Source organism: Candidatus Aegiribacteria sp. (assembly GCA_021108435.1).
Taxonomy (GTDB): Bacteria; Fermentibacterota; Fermentibacteria; order Fermentibacterales; family JCC-6; genus Aegiribacteria.
This window is the reverse complement of sequence record JAIOQY010000213.1, coordinates 22,341-37,970: the sequence shown is the minus strand read 5'-3', so window position 1 is coordinate 37,970 and position 15,630 is coordinate 22,341. Positions and strand designations below refer to the sequence as shown.

Genomic DNA, 15,630 nt, shown 5'->3' with positions numbered 1-15,630 from the left:
GAAACGGATATTATTCCCGGACGAACTAACTCAAGGTCTGATTGGGAGGATAACTATTGAATTATACCTATCTTGCTCTGCTGATACCTGGATTTTTGTTTGCCGTTACCGGATTTGTAATGCTGGGGAAAAAACTGCATCCTGTTATTACCGGTTTAACGTTTCTCGCGGGGATTATAATACTTGTTCTGGGAATTCTACTAACCTGCGTGCCTGATTTCTTCACAGGCTGACGTTATTATCCTTCAATAAGTCCCAGTTTTCTAAAGTTCTCGATAAACTGCATCAGCAGTTCATCATCCTGATTGTCCCTGAACGATCTCAGTGCGATGGAGGCCGCTTCTTCAAGAGAATTATCCTGCACAAGTTGACGAATCTTCGCGATGTAGGGTTTGTTGCTTCCCGTTCTTTTGTCACCATCATTTGTATTTGTCATAGGAGAAGCCACTTTGGAATCAGCGTTTTCAAGGTCTTCGAGGAGTTCTTGCAGGCCATTAATATCGGGCATCATTTCAAAAGCCTGCTGAGCGAAAAGGATAGATTCCGACATATTTCCCGCTGCCAGTTTCTTTCGAGCGATGGAAATAAGGTTCGCCGCTTTCATCCTTGATTTCAGGGAATCTAATTTTGTTTCTATATCAGGGTTATCCGGATCCATCTTTCGAGCTTTATTAAGATAGGCAATGGCCTTTGCCTGGTGTCCCTCGTCAAATGCTTTATCAGAAGCTTCGAATAGTTTAACAAGCTGATTCAGTTTAATAAGCTGATCTCCTATTGGCATTGATAACTTCCTTTCTACTGGTTCAATAAATGCTTGAGGCCATTCGTCCGGTTCATCAGGAACAGGTTCCTCAAGTGGTTCATCGAAGACAGGATTCTCAAGTGGTTCATCGAAGACAGGATTCTCAAACGATTTATCGAAGACAGGATTCTCAAGTGGTTCATCGAAGACAGGATTCTCAAGTGGTTCATCGAAGACAGGATTCTCAAACGATTCATCGAAGACTTGATCTTCAAGCGGTTCGTCGAGGATTGTCATCGAGGTATCTTTTCGATCAAGCGCCTGTATTACCTGAACAACCAGTCCGTTATTATCATCGATGCTCACTGCCTTCTTCATCAGCTCAAGAGCTTCCCTGCGATCGTTGTGATCAAGCTCTTTTTTTGCTTTTCGAACAAGTCTGGTAATGAGTTTTAGATTCTGTTTCAAGAACTACCTCCAGAAGCTCGATTGAACGTATTCGCAACCGAATACTTCTGATATAAAGAAAGAAACAACATGCTTCTCAATCCGATGAACCTACTGATTCAATCAGGTTCCAGCATAAAGTTCCTGACACTATATGCTACACTGTAATGTCACACAAGTGCTGACTTCAACAAGTATAAATTATACTAGATTTTGAATAACAGGCTATGGGAGATAAAGTAATAGTTGATTGACAATTCCTACTAATCAAGTATAGATTATATGAATTTCTATTTTCAGAAAGGAATAACAATGCGTTCTGTATATATCATAATATTACTGGTACTTTCAGTTCTCCTGTTTGGTGCTGACAGAGTTGTTCTACTGGAAGATTTCACGAACTATCAGTGTGGGCCATGCTGGAGTTTTGAGCAAACATTAAACAATTTTGTAGACAGTCATCCGGATGATCTCGCCGTAATCAGACCTCATGTCTGGTGGCCTGGCAACGGTGATCCGATATACAATCAGAATAACTATGAACAGTGGCACAGAGTACAGCTGTACGGTGTTAACTCCGTTCCGTGGCTTCAATTTGATGGAGTTATCAAAGCGAGTACCAGCGGATCAGGTCTGAACAACGCATTCAATAATAGAATTGCGGTTCCATGTTTTCTGGAGATACAGGTCGCAAACTCAACTTCAGGTGGCGCCGGATCGATAATTATAACGCTCATAGCGGAACAGGATCTGGGAGGAGATGATATTTTCTGCAACGCTGTTCTTATCGAGAGCAATATACCAGGAGCCGGTTACTGGTCGAATTCAGTTTTTGAACAGGCATTCAGAGACGAGCTATTCGGTCCGGTAGGAGAATCGATAGTTTTCGGACCCACTTATCCGGATACTTTAGATCTGATTGTCGATTATGACACCGGTACTTTTGATTTCGAGTATGTAGAGCTGGCAGTTTTTGTTCAGAATCATGGATCATCGAAAGAGGTTTATAACGCCTGGTTCGACTACCTCGGTGCTGTAGTCGGAATTGAAGAAGGCGAAGCAGGTGCTGCTGACGGTGATATTCAACTTGACGTTTATCCAAATCCATCCACCGGGAATTTTACGATAAATGCCTTTAACCTTCCCGAATCCGGCGGGGAACTCAGTATTTATGATACTTCGGGAAGATGTGTTGCCACGGGAACGATAAAGGAAGGGATATCCGCCGATTTCAGTCTTAATGCTTCTGGAGTGTATTTCGCTGAAGTTAACTCCGGAAATACAGTGACAGTAGATCGAATAGTGATTCTGAGATAAATTGACCCTGGTCTGCGCCTTTTGCTTTACTGACATCGAGTGAAGGAACATGATGAAATATTCTGTAACAGTATTATTCATTCTCACAGGATTGGCTGCCTGCGGGGATATAGATATAGGGATTGACGATTATCCAGCGAACGAGCCGTTCTGTGCCGATTGTGCGGTAAGTATGAGATATCAGACTCTTTATCTGGAAGAAGAGCTCGGAAACGCCATCGAGATAGAAACGATATCTCTAAAGCGAACGTTCCAGGGAGAAACCGAAGTTACACTTGATACACTTGTAATATATATAGGGTACTGTGACGGCGATGAACTTGGAAATGTATTCGCTGACAATTACAGACCCGGAACCATGACGGAGGTTGTCTGGGAGGAGAACTTCACTGTCTACGCGCCGGATCCTGATTCATGGTTTTCCATCAATCTGGAAACGCCTTTCTTCTACGATGGATCAGGAAACCTGATCATTGAATATGGATGGCCTGACGGACACGGCGCTGTTTTCAATTACAACTGGGAAGATGATGTAGCCAGATCGCTCACTGCCGGATGGGACAGTTCAACTGGATTCACTTCGCTGGGATGCCCGCATTTACTCCTGACCGGTTCACTGAATCTGGAGCCGATAACTTTCGGAGCCATAAAAGCTATGGGGACATACACTCACTGATTCGTGTTCTCATCATCTGATTTTCAGGATTGAGGTAATTTTCTCGATCTGGACATTGAAGCCATAAAAGCTTTGATATCATGTGCAAGCCCCCTGAGTCCGGTTTCCCAGACCGGACAGTTGTCTCCCGGATTTTACTTGCGTATTTTTATGATGCAGATATTCGAAACAGGAATATCGCTTGAATGGAGTAGGAAAATGAAGAACATTATAGGTATAATGTTAATTATCTGCGGAATGGCCGCACTTCATGTAATGGCCTGTGGCGGGGGAGAGCCTGAGGAACAGGGTGAAACCGCCGGGGATACTGCAGGGGAAATTCAGGATCAGGGAGAATCCGCTGAAACTACTGCTGAGACCCCGGAAGGTGCGAATAACACCGCAGCTGATGCTATTATGCTGAGTGAAGGTGTTACCGAAGGAGTACTCGAGCAGGAAGAAACAGATGACTGGTACGTATTCAGCGTTATTGGCGGAGAAACTTTCAACGTATCATTCACTCCTTCGAACGAAGCTGAAGGTTTCAATGTTGAAGTACTTGATTGTGAACAGGACGAAATATGGATAGAATGGGATGTAAAGCCACCTGTCTGCAAGGAATTCAGCTACATGACACCAGCGGAATTCTCCGGTGATTATTACATTCATGTATTCCAGGGAAGCCCCGGTGGTTATACACTTGAACTTTCAAAGGTAATGCAGAATGACGGGATTTCAGGTGCCGATGCCGGTGGAAGGGCACCAGACGCACTTGAGATCACTTTGGGAGAGACAGAGGGAGGTATCATAGGTGATCTGGATGAATCTGACTGGTATTCCTTTGAGGTTCCTTCCGGCAGCATTCTTGATATATCATTTACTCCCGGATATGATTCTGAAGGCGCGAATGTCGAATTCCTGGATACTGAAGTCAATGAAATCTGGACGGAATGGGATGTTTGCGCCGGTGTGACGATAACAAGGTCAATGATAATGAACAGTTCGTCGGGGGGAGTCTATTACATCAATATCTTCAAAGGTGGTAACGGAACATATAGTTTAACAGTTACTGCAGCTTCTCAGGATGATGCATGGAGCGGTGATGATGCCGGAGACAGAGCTGTTCATGCCGTCGCATTGGAAATCGGACAGCCAGCGAGCGGTATTATCGGTGATTATGACGAAGAGGACTGGTACAGCATCGAAGTTTATGAAGGGCACAATCTGACCTTCCTCGTTACTCCGGATGAGGACGGAGCAGGCTTGAATGTGGGGCTTTTTGATCCCGATCAGGATGAGATCCGGATCGAGTGGGAAGTGGCTCCTGGAGCTACCTGTGAGATCAGCCTTCCTGATGATGCGGTAGCTGGAATTTACTATCTCGAGGTTTTCGGTGGAGGTAACGGGAGCTATACGCTACTGGCAGAAGAAACGTAAAGGGAGAATGCACCGGGGAGATATCCGAAGAAGGTCGGTAAGGGATTTAATCAGGATATCCTTGAAGAGATAGATGATTCTGCTGAAGAAGCGCAGGAGGAGGTGGAAGAGAAGAACAGCAACTCCTTACAGCGACTTTGAATGATTGACTTCATCGGGATAACTCATATTATTAAGCTTCGTGGAATGATTTGAGGTCTATTGCAACCACGTTAAAAAAAGTGCTAAAAAGCCGATAGCAACCTCAAGCCGCCGGCAGGCGGCTATTTTTCTTCGGCTGTCAGATTGGAAGGGTTTATAGTCATGGGAAGACTGTTTACCAGCGAATCCGTTTCCGAGGGTCATCCTGATAAAATCTGTGACCAGATATCAGATGCCGTTCTTGACGCGCACCTTGCCTTTGATCCAAATGCTCATGTGGCCTGTGAAACCCTGGTGACTACCAATTTCTGCCTGCTGGCTGGTGAAGTGAAGAGCCATGCCCAGGTTGATTATGAGAAAGTCGCCAGAGATACTATCAAATCCATTGGGTACGATCAACCGGATCTTGGTTTTCATTATGATGAAAATACATACAAAATCCGGATACACTCTCAGTCTCCGGATATTGATCATGGTGTTGTAGACAATAAGGGAGCCGGAGATCAGGGATTGATGTTCGGATTTGCCTGCTGCGAGACCGAAGTGCATATGCCTTACCCGATACAGCTTGCTCACAGGCTTCTTGAAAAACTCAGGGAAATACGTCTGGCAGGAGAACTGCAATGGGCGAGACCTGACGCAAAAAGCCAGGTAACTGTTGAATATGAGAGTTTCAGGCCTGTATCCATTGATGAGATTCTACTCTCGGTACACCATGCTCCGGATGCGGGAACCGAAGATATGATTGAAGACATTCGCGAAAAAGTAGTGTCCCCTGTTCTTGAGTTGTGCAAACCGCATCTTCAATGGACAGGTAAACTCCTTTTCAACCCCTCAGGCAGATTTGCCATAGGCGGGCCGCACGGTGATACCGGCCTTACCGGCAGGAAGATCATTGTCGATACATATGGTGGCACAGGGCGTCACGGAGGCGGAGCATTTTCAGGCAAGGATTCCACAAAGGTAGATCGCTCCGCAGCATATATGGCACGTTACATCGCTAAAAACCTTGTTGAAGCCGGGATTGCTGACAGGTGTGAGATACAGCTTGCCTACGCAATAGGCCAGGCAGAACCGGTCTCTGTTATGGTTGAGACATTCGGAACGGAAAAAATCTCCGATATCTCTGCGGTTGAGACTGCAATAAGGGATATTTTTCCTCTGCAGCCGTATGGTATCATAGAATATCTTGGATTGAAAAAGCCTGTTTTCAGCAAAACTTCGTCTTTTGGTCATTTTGGTAGAGAACCTGGACACGATGGAGCATTCTCATGGGAGAAGACCGATCGGGTTGAGGATATTGCATCCAGACTTCTTTAGTAAAAACGGTTATCCACAGAGTTGATGGGAGGAACCGGTGACAGTTCTGATATTTGTTGCCTGTATCATCACCGCAGGCTCTCTTGACAGTCTTGATACATGTCTGCGCGAAACCCAGGCTCATATTTCTCAACTGGAAGAAGAAGAAGCGGCAATATCAACAATACTCGATGCCATACACGAGCACCTTACCATTTCAAGGGATTATTACAATGAGCTGGCCCTTGAGGAATCGAGGATACTCCAGCAGCTTTCCCGGGTTTCAGGGGTATTCACATCTGAGGATTCCCTGCGCGGGGAACTTGTTGAAAATCTTTCCTCTTACCTGCTTTACCTCTATTCTCACAGGAATCTCGGAGGGATTGGATATTTCTTTATAGAAGGGGGATTCACAAGAATGCTCCGCCGCCAGGCCTATATTGATTATCTTGCATCAAAAGCTGCGAATGAAGTATTCATGCTCTCCACAAGCCAGGACTCACTGGGGAGCTGCAGAGACTCGCTGGAGGTTCTTCTGGTCGAGGTTCAGCAGCTCAGAGAGCAGATGGAGGAATTGCAGGGTGGAATCTACGATGAGGAAGCCCGACAGGCTTCGATAAGAAATCAGTTGATGGGAAGGATAGCAGCCGAGAAAGAATCGCTTGCAGTTCTGGAAGATAGAAGAATCAGCAGGGCGGAATTCGTAACCCGGCTCAGTGTTCGGTCAACTCCAGTGACTTCCGGAACTCCTTTTCTGGAACCTGAATCCGACAGTTACATGGAATCCTTCCAGGGAAGTATCAGCTGGCCTGCAAGTGGGCAGGTTGTTAGAGCATTTGGAATTCAGATTCATCAGGAGTATGGAACCCAGACAACCAGTGACGGTATCACAGTTGTCACTCCTCCTGGCCAGCCGGTGTATTCATCAGCAGAAGGAGTGGTTCTCTGGGCCAGGGAATTCCTGAGTATGGGACAGATGATAGTGCTTGATCACCAGGACGGATATCATACGGTGTACGGATATCTTGGACAGATTCTGGTAAATCCAAATGATGAAGTTTTATCCGGATCTCAGATAGGGAAAACAGGATCAGTCCCCGGTGGGCAACCTGGATACTATTTTGAGATTAGAAGAAGTGGAGTACCGGTAAACCCGGAGGAGTACCTGGAATAGAAAATGAGTATTTTCAGAATAGTGCAAGGACAGAAACAGGCCTCTGAACTTCTTGGAAGATCAATGATGAAGAACAGGCTTGCTCATGCCTATCTTTTCGCCGGACCTGAAGGAGTTGGGAAGCTTACAGCGGCTCTTGAACTTGCTGCTTCATGGATGTGTTCCGTCGCGGATTCAGGTTACTGCGGAACATGTAATGACTGCATGAGAGTATTCAGATTCCAGCATCCGGATGTGAGATTAACGATTCCGCAATTGGAGAAAACAGAACCGGAGGACTTAGCATCCCTTTTTCAGGCAAGAGCAGATGATAAAAAAAGCCCGCTCCGGATTCCTGGAAACAGCAGGATTAAAATTGACCAGATTCGAGAAATGGGAAAAAGACTATCCCACAAATCCTTTGAGAATAAAGGCCATATTGAGATCATCGTCGACTCGGACAGAATGGGAGTTGAAGCCGCTAATTCGCTCCTTAAAACCCTTGAGGAACCACCTGATGACACGGTCATCATCCTGATAAGCTCCGCCTGGTCTGCTCTTCTTCCCACAATCAGATCGCGCGCTCATCTGATAAGGTTCAGAAGACTGAGTGAGAATCTGATAGTGGATATTCTCATGAACAGGAGCGGAATGAGCAGAGAGACGGCGGCAGAGACAGCAGTAGCTTCAGATGGAAGACCTGGAGTAGCCCTCATTCGTGAAGGTAGAGATGTTTCCCTCACCGCGAATTACGATCCCCTGAGCATTCTGCGGCAAATAGTTGACAAAACCATGGTCTCACCGGTAATTTTGATAGCTGCGGAGGTTTCACGGAATCTTGGCAGGGAGGGAACTTTGGAATTCACTATAGAAATGCAGTCGATACTTCTTGACCTTAGACGCAGATCCTTGGAAATGAAACCTCTTACCCATACTGAGAAGTACTTTGACGGGATCGATATAAATGATGAAGAAGCTGAGAACCTGCTCCCGGTATTCCAGACCGCTGAAACCAGGCTTCGAGGAAATGGAATTCCACGGCTGGTACTTACAGCCGCATTTCTGGGTGCAAGGAGAATTGTTAGAGCGACAGGAAGGAACTCGGTATCTTGAGTAATAATGGTAACAGCAACAACGGTAATCATACTGATGACTATGAATCTATCAGATTTGAAGCAACCGAACTCCTGAGACTGCAGTTCAGCTCCAAACGCCTGGATACGTTCATTAACCTGGCTGAAATCCCTGTTGAGATAGGAGAAATGGTAGTAGTTTCCGTTGATAGAGGAGAAGATCTCGGAAGAGTTGTAGCCAAGTACAATCCAAGGGACCCTGTTGCTTCAATAACCGGAAAGTTTATTAGAAAGGCTACCTTCACCGATATAGCGAATTATGAGCAGAACAGGGATTTCGAGGATAAAGTACTGAGATTCTGCAAGGAAAGAATTGCAGTAAGGAAGCAGGATATGCGGCTTTCAAGCTGCGAGGTTCAACTGGATAGACGGAAAATCAGAATATATTTCACCGCTGATGAGCGGATGGATTTCCGAGGGCTTGTTCGTGATCTTGCAAGCAAATTTCACGCAAGGATTGAAATGCGTCAGATCGGGGTAAGAGACGACGCAAGGCAGAAAGATGGTCGCGGAGTCTGCGGCCAGAGGCTCTGCTGTGCATCCTACCTTTCACAATTCAGATCCATCACCCTGAGGGATGTTCGTGAACAGGATCTGACTCCCAATCCTTCGAAAGTTTCCGGAGTCTGCGGCCGTCTGAAGTGCTGCCTGCATTTTGAGTCGGATTTTTACCGAAAAGCGAGAAAATTGTACCCTCAGGTCGGTTCAAAAGCCAGATTAGGAAAAAGAACAGGGGAGATTATTTCAGTTGATATATTCAGTGAAACAGTAACGCTTCGAATGGATGACGATGAAGAGAGAACAATGGACATAGAGAAGTTCCACAGAAAAAGAAAACCTCTTAAAAAAGAATATGATTCTGAAAAACGATCTTCCGACACACCGGGCAGAGACTGAAGCCCCTTGAAAATGGAGAAGAAATGCCCCGATATCTCGTAACAAGCGCATTACCCTACGCAAATGGTCCCACTCACCTTGGCCAGATTGCCGGAGCATATCTGCCTGCGGATATTTATGTTCGTTTTCTGAGAATGTGCGAAGAGGACGTTATCTTCATTTGCGGCACTGACGAGCACGGGGTTCCGATAACGCTGAAAGCCGAACAGATGGGTATAACTCCCAGAGAAGTGGTTGACATATTTCACGAAGAGATCAAAAGTGATTTCGAGAGATTGGGAATATCCTTTGATAATTTTTCTAGAACGGAGACACCTGAACACTACCGCTTTACACAGGGAGTATTTCTGGAGCTTCTCGAAAAAGGACACATCACCGAAAAACCAATGGAGCAGTTCTACTGTGAGAAATGTAAACGCTATCTTCCTGATAGATACGTAAACGGCACCTGTCCCGAGTGCGATTCCATGAACGCTCGCGGAGATCAGTGCGATGACTGCGGCACATGGCTTGACGCTCTGGATCTGGTGGATCCTGTTTGCGCCATATGCGGAGCCACACCGGTTCCAAGAGAAACAAGACAATGGTTCCTCAGACTGGATCAATTCCAGGGCTGGCTGGAAATCTGGCTTGGGAACCACGGGGACTGGAAGAACAATGTACTGAACTACTGTCGCGGATGGCTTAAGAAAGGCCTGCGGGAAAGAGCGATAACCCGCGATCTCGACTGGGGTGTGCCTGTTCCCCTTGATGGAGTTAAGGGAAAAGTACTCTACGTCTGGTTCGAAGCGCTTCTGGGTTATGTCAGCAGCACTATGGAGTACTTTGCTGATAAGGGGAATCCGGACGGATGGAAAGATTACTGGCAGAATCCTGATTGCCGTCTTGTTCAGTTCATAGGCAAGGACAATATCGTTTTCCATGCTATAATCGAGCCCTCGGTTCTTCATGGCCTGGATGGTTTTATCCTTCCCTGGAATATTCCCGCCAACGAGTATTTGAACATCAAGGGAGAAAAATTCTCTACAAGCCGGGGAACGGCACTCTGGACTAAAGATTACCTTGATCACCTGCCTCCCGACCCGCTCAGATACACGCTTGCGATTAATGCTCCTGAAAACCGTGACGCTGATTTTACATGGGGTGAGTTTAGATCCAAGAACAACGAGCTTGCCGATGTTTTCGGAAATTTCATAAACAGGACAATGAAATTCGCTCACCTGTATTTCGATGGAAAAGTACCTGAACCTGCCCGGGCAGGGAGTGTTGAAGAGGAACTTATGGCATCAGCTGTCAGAACACGGGATGAAGCGGAAAAACAGCTGAGGAACTTCCAGTTGAAGGCGGCGTGTTCGAGGATCATGGATCTTGCCAGGGAGGGAAACAGGTATTTTGATCAGGCCCAGCCCTGGAAGACAGCGAAAAGTAATCCTCAGGCATGTGCTACATCCATCTATTACAGTCTTCAGATCGCGGATTCACTAAGGATTCTCCTTGCTCCGTTCATACCTTTCACCTCTGAGAAAACGGGTGAAATGCTTGGAAACACTTCTTTGCTCTGGAAAGACGCAGGCAGGGAAAATCTTCAGGCCGGGCATCAGCTCGGGACTCCTGAGATTCTCTTGAATAAACTGAAGAAAGGGTTCGAGAAAGTAATGATCAAAGGGGAAATTGACGACGGTATCGATGACAGTAACTCCCCTGGAGTCTCGATCAAGGAAAGCATTTCTTACGACGAGTTTGCGAAGCTTGATATGAGAGTCGGGCTTTTAACGGAAGTTCACGATATTGAAGGAGCTGACAAATTGTACAGGCTGATTGCAGATATGGGTGATCATACCCGTCAGCTTGTTGCCGGAATGAAACCATACTATTCGAAAGAGGAGCTTCTTAACAGAAAAGTCATTGTTCTGGTCAATCTGCAGCCTGTTTCAATCAGGGGTGTAAAAAGCAACGGTATGGTTCTGGCATCCGACGGTGGAGGGAAGGTATTCCTGCTTGAACCGGGAAGCGATTCCATGCCGGGTGACAGCATCCGCTGAGATGTAAATAAGGTTATCTGTGCGAATCTGCGACACAAACAGTTCATATTCAGAGACCGGCGGCGGTATAAAGATCTACCACGACAGGAAGATGGAGTATTTCGCCAACCGCCCCGAACACTCAATTGCTCTTGTGATTCCGGGTAGAAATACCGATTGCACTGTAGACGGGAATACCAGTGTATACAGAGTGAAATCCCTTCCTCTATTGGATTCAGGATACCGCCTAATCATTGACAGCGGGGGATTAACGTCTGCTTTTGGGGATTTTAAACCTGATCTGGTTGAGATTGGAAGTCCCTATCTGCTTCCGATTCACACGAAGAAAGCACTTGGTAACTCTGATGTTCCAACCGTTGGGTTTTACCATACGGATTATCCTGATAGCTATGTTCAGCCTTTTGCGAGTAAATTGTTTCCCGTACTTTCGAGGTCGCTGAGCAAACTGGCCAGGAATCATGTAAGGAGAACATACGGCGGCATGACAGCTGTTTTTGCCGCCAGCAGGTGCATACTTCAGAAGCTTCATGACTCAGGAGTGAAGAGACTCTTTCTTACTCCTCTTGGCGTTAGTACAGATCAGTTCTCTCCATCCAGACGCTCTGATGAATTTCGTCGGGCTCTCGGGGTCTACAGCGGAAGTAAACTGGTGCTTTACCTCGCAAGGCTGCACAGTGAAAAAGGTCTTGATCTGCTGATGGCGGCATATCCACTGTTCAGAGATCCGGCTTCAATAAAGCTTGTTATTGGAGGACATGGCCCTGCTGAAGGCAGGCTGAACCAGTTCATCAAGCAGTATCCCGAAGTCCGTCGTCTGCCGTACCTTCCAGGTCGTGACGCAGTGGCTGAGGCAATGGCTTCAGCTGATGTATACCTGTCACTCGGTCAGTCAGAGACGTTCGGACTGGCGGGTCTTGAGGCAATCTCCTGCGGCACAACACCGGTGTTCCCTGATTCAGGCGCTTCATGTGATATGGCGGCGTCTCTTGGATTTGTACCTCCTTACCGGTCAGACAGTCCGGAAAGCCTCGCAAATGCTATCGTGTCCGCTGCGGCAATGTCCGATTCTGATGCAACTGATTATCTCAGAAGATTTGCTCTCGCAGGACATGACTGGAATTCCGTATTTCGAAGGATCGAAGTTTTCTACGAGAGAATCATCAGTGCTTTCAGAGATGGAAATCCGGACAGACTGATCTCTCCTGACAAATGGTGGGAGGATTGATGGTGATATATGAGAGCTAAAAGCGTTCATATCAGCCTGCACGATGTGTCTCCCAGACATGAGAAAACCATTATGCGGATTCACGATGTGCTGGTTGAGCTGGGAGTGGTACGGTACAGCATGCTGGTAGTTCCCGATTTCTGGGGGGAATGGCCGCTTGAGGATTCCCCCGGATTCTGTGAATGGCTCAGAGATCTCTCTGCAGGGGGAACAGAGATGATCCTACATGGATATTATCACTATGACAGCATCGGCAGTCACAGAGCAATTGATCGAGTCAGATCAGCACTCTTCACGAGAGGAGAGGGAGAATTTCTGGGACTTGACTGTGAGACTGCTGCGGAATTACTGAAAAAAGGAAAAAACAAACTTGAGAGAATACTGAAAACCGATATAACAGGTTTCACTGCACCGGCATGGCTATACAGCAAGGGAACGCTGAAAGCACTTTCGGAAATCGGATTCACATATGCCGAAAGCAGATGGAGAACATGGAATCCATTGACTGGTGATACGTATCTTAGAGTACCGGTCGTGAATTATGCCGGAGGTGGCAACCTGAAAAGATGGGTGGCTGATCTCTGGGTTACATCATCCAGAGTTGTCCTTGGCGGAGCGCGGACTGTCAGGTTTGCGATTCATCCCGCTGATTTCGAGAATGAAATCACAAGAGGTAAAATTGAAAAGCATCTTGAGACGCTTCTCAAAAAAAGAACAGCAAGGGGACATCCACTCTATGGTGGGTGTCCCCAAAGAACATGACGCTCTGCTGCGTGTCCCCGCATCAAGGGAATCTTGCTTATATTCATTAAAACAAACGGATTTGCTGCGGACATGCGCTCTCTGGGTGAACGTACGCGCAAAGATGGGACAGGGGACGGGAAATGTATCTAGGATTCGTTGATATGAATGCAGGATTTCTGATCATCATTGCCGCCATGATCATAGGTATGATAGCCAGATCAAAGGTTAACGGCACATATAGAAAGTTCAGTCAGGTTTCCACAGGCAGAGGGCTTTCCGGAGCTGCAGTCGCGAGACAGATACTTGATAACTATGGTCTTGCGAATATTGGTATTGAAGAAATTTCAGGACATCTGACGGATCACTACGATTCCCGCAACAGTACTCTCAGACTATCTCAGAATGTATACGGGGGAACATCAATAGCTTCCGTTGGAGTTGCCGCACATGAAGCCGGTCACGCTGTTCAGGACGCAATGGGTTACGGCCCATTCCAGATCAGACAGAAGCTGGTACCGGTTGCCAATCTGGGATCCCAGATGCTGTTTCCGTTGATAATCGGTGGTCTGTTCTTTCATATAACTGCGTTATATTACGTTGGTGCTGCTCTTTACGGCGCAGCGCTGCTGTTTCAGCTGGTTACTCTTCCAGTTGAGTTCGATGCAAGTAGAAGAGCAGTCGTTTACCTTGAGAAAAGTGGCAGCATGACTGCTGGTGAACTGCAGGGCGTCCGAAAAGTTCTCGGCGCTGCCGCCATGACTTACGTTGCCGCTGCACTTGCTTCTCTGGGACAGATGATCTGGCTGCTCCTTGCCGGCAGGAGAAGATAATGGGTATCGAAACTCCATTCGTAATTATCCTTGTTTTCTTCAGTGTAGTATGCCATGAAATAGCTCATGGATATGTTGCCCTGAAGCTTGGTGATCCCACAGCCTATAGAATGGGCAGACTTACGTTTAACCCGGTTCCTCACATAGATCCTATTGGAACCATTCTACTTCCGGCAATGTTTTTAATAACCAACAGTCCGATAATGCTTGCATGGGCAAAACCGGTTCCAGTTGATCCGAGGCATTTTCGAGATCCAAAACAGGGAATGATGTGGGTTGCAATAGCAGGACCTGCGACCAACTTTGCTATTGCCCTTGCGTTAACAGCCCTGCTTCATCTCGCATCCGGTATAATGCCGACTATACTTGTGCACAGTCTGGCTATGGCTGCTCTGATGAATATTGTACTTATGGTTTTCAACCTCCTGCCGATACCACCTCTTGATGGCAGCAGAATTGTAGCGAGATTTCTTCACGGACAGGCTCTGTACAGTTATAGAAAGCTGGAACGGTTTGGCCTGTTTATCGTATTCGGCCTCCTCTGGTTCGGAGCCCTTTCAAGAATCCTGTATCCGGCATTGAACTTCGCCATCCGAAACCTCGACCTCAGCCAATTCCTCCGCTAAAGGGTCAAACCTTGTATTTTGACATTTTGTCATTATAATATCTCCATGACAAGACCATTACGTATTATGTTTCCGGGAGCACTCTACCACGTATATGTTCGTGGTAACCGTTGCCAGCCTATTTATCTTGATGATAATGACAGATATAAGTTTTCTGAAATATTACAGAAAATACTGAATCGGCTAAAGTGGAAATGTTATGCCCTCTGTCTAATGGATACTCACTACCACCTTTTTATCGAGACTCCCGAAATGAATCTGTCTAAGGGAATGCAAAACCTCAACGGTATATACGCACAGTACTTCAATAAGCATCATGATCTTGTCGGACATGTTTTTCAGGGGAGGTACAACGCGATAGTTGTTGATGGTGAGAATTACTTCCTGGAACTTTGCAGATATATCGTACTTAATCCTGTGAAAGCTGGAATTGTTGAGAGGCCGGAAGATTATCTCTGGAGCAGCTACAGGCAGATGGCTGGAATTGATGAAAGCATGCCCTTTATTAAGACTGCGGCCCTGCAAAAGCATTTTGAAAGTTCATCTGGGACAGCCGGAGAAAATTTCAGGAAGTTTGTACTTGATGGAATATCAGGTGATTCTCCGCTTGAAGATACTAGGGGAGGATTGATACTCGGTGAAGACAAATTCGTAGAGTCTCTAGAAGATATAATGAGTGATTCCAAAAATGAATCTGAATTTACGAAGCGTCAGCGATATTCGAATAGACCTTCAATTGAGAAATTGTTTGTCATTGGCGTGAGGTCTGTAAAAGAAGCAAGAGACAAAGCTATATATAAGGCCTATATTGACTACGGATACAGCCAGAAGGAGATAGCTGATTTCTTAGAACTGAACTTTGCAACTGTGTCACGTATTGTAAAGAAAGAGCGTGATTATAGTAAATATTAGTGTAGTAATAGTGCAATAAGTATAAATACA

At 46.2% G+C, this 15,630-nt stretch carries 15 protein-coding genes; 14 read left to right on the top strand and 1 reads right to left on the bottom strand.

Annotated elements, in window-relative coordinates; all coding sequences use genetic code 11:
- Positions 1-56 precede the first annotated feature (56 nt).
- Positions 57-233, top strand: a complete 177-nt coding sequence (locus K8R76_13180) for a hypothetical protein (GenBank protein MCD4849128.1) — start codon at positions 57-59, stop codon at positions 231-233.
- Between the two features lie 5 nt (positions 234-238).
- Here the strand turns inward: K8R76_13180 and K8R76_13175 are convergent, their stop codons facing one another.
- Positions 239-1,210: a hypothetical protein gene (locus K8R76_13175; protein MCD4849127.1), complete on the bottom strand. Its 972-nt coding sequence runs from the start codon at positions 1,208-1,210 to the stop codon at positions 239-241.
- Between the two features lie 291 nt (positions 1,211-1,501).
- On the opposite strand from K8R76_13175, the gene K8R76_13170 reads away from it, so the two are divergent.
- From K8R76_13170 to K8R76_13110, 13 genes are all read left to right on the top strand, one after another.
- Positions 1,502-2,506: a T9SS type A sorting domain-containing protein gene (locus tag K8R76_13170; GenBank protein ID MCD4849126.1), complete on the top strand. Its 1,005-nt coding sequence runs from the start codon at positions 1,502-1,504 to the stop codon at positions 2,504-2,506.
- Positions 2,507-2,555: 49 nt separating this feature from the next.
- A complete protein-coding gene (locus tag K8R76_13165) occupies positions 2,556-3,182 on the top strand; it encodes a hypothetical protein (GenBank protein MCD4849125.1) in 627 nt (208 codons plus the stop codon).
- Between the two features lie 198 nt (positions 3,183-3,380).
- Positions 3,381-4,598 carry a hypothetical protein gene (locus K8R76_13160; protein MCD4849124.1) on the top strand — a complete coding sequence of 406 codons (1,218 nt, stop codon included), beginning with the start codon at positions 3,381-3,383 and terminating at the stop codon, positions 4,596-4,598.
- Positions 4,599-4,901: 303 nt separating this feature from the next.
- Complete coding sequence (gene metK / locus K8R76_13155; protein ID MCD4849123.1) at positions 4,902-6,059, top strand: methionine adenosyltransferase; 1,158 nt, start codon at positions 4,902-4,904, stop codon at positions 6,057-6,059.
- A 37-nt stretch (positions 6,060-6,096) separates the two neighbouring features.
- Positions 6,097-7,212, top strand: coding sequence for a peptidoglycan DD-metalloendopeptidase family protein (locus tag K8R76_13150; protein MCD4849122.1), 1,116 nt, complete (start codon positions 6,097-6,099; stop codon positions 7,210-7,212).
- A 3-nt stretch (positions 7,213-7,215) separates the two neighbouring features.
- The gene (locus K8R76_13145) at positions 7,216-8,304 is read left to right on the top strand and encodes a hypothetical protein (GenBank protein ID MCD4849121.1); all 1,089 of its coding nucleotides are present in this window, start codon (positions 7,216-7,218) and stop codon (positions 8,302-8,304) included.
- Positions 8,301-9,221, top strand: coding sequence for a stage 0 sporulation protein (locus K8R76_13140; GenBank protein ID MCD4849120.1), 921 nt, complete (start codon positions 8,301-8,303; stop codon positions 9,219-9,221). Before K8R76_13145 ends, K8R76_13140 begins: the two co-directional genes overlap by 4 nt.
- A 23-nt stretch (positions 9,222-9,244) precedes the next feature.
- Positions 9,245-11,263: a methionine--tRNA ligase gene (gene metG / locus K8R76_13135; GenBank protein MCD4849119.1), complete on the top strand. Its 2,019-nt coding sequence runs from the start codon at positions 9,245-9,247 to the stop codon at positions 11,261-11,263.
- Positions 11,264-11,282: 19 nt separating this feature from the next.
- Positions 11,283-12,488 (top strand): glycosyltransferase, encoded by a 1,206-nt coding sequence (locus K8R76_13130; GenBank protein ID MCD4849118.1) that lies wholly within the window; start codon positions 11,283-11,285, stop codon positions 12,486-12,488.
- 9 nt (positions 12,489-12,497) lie between these two features.
- On the top strand, positions 12,498-13,250 hold the full coding sequence (locus K8R76_13125) for a polysaccharide deacetylase family protein (protein MCD4849117.1): 753 nt from the start codon (positions 12,498-12,500) through the stop codon (positions 13,248-13,250).
- Between the two features lie 143 nt (positions 13,251-13,393).
- Positions 13,394-14,062, top strand: a complete 669-nt coding sequence (locus tag K8R76_13120) for a zinc metallopeptidase (protein ID MCD4849116.1) — start codon at positions 13,394-13,396, stop codon at positions 14,060-14,062.
- On the top strand, positions 14,062-14,688 hold the full coding sequence (locus K8R76_13115; GenBank protein ID MCD4849115.1) for a site-2 protease family protein: 627 nt from the start codon (positions 14,062-14,064) through the stop codon (positions 14,686-14,688). Before K8R76_13120 ends, K8R76_13115 begins: the two co-directional genes overlap by 1 nt.
- 66 nt (positions 14,689-14,754) lie before the next feature.
- Positions 14,755-15,600: a transposase gene (locus K8R76_13110; GenBank protein MCD4849114.1), complete on the top strand. Its 846-nt coding sequence runs from the start codon at positions 14,755-14,757 to the stop codon at positions 15,598-15,600.
- The last annotated feature ends 30 nt before the right edge of the window (positions 15,601-15,630 follow it).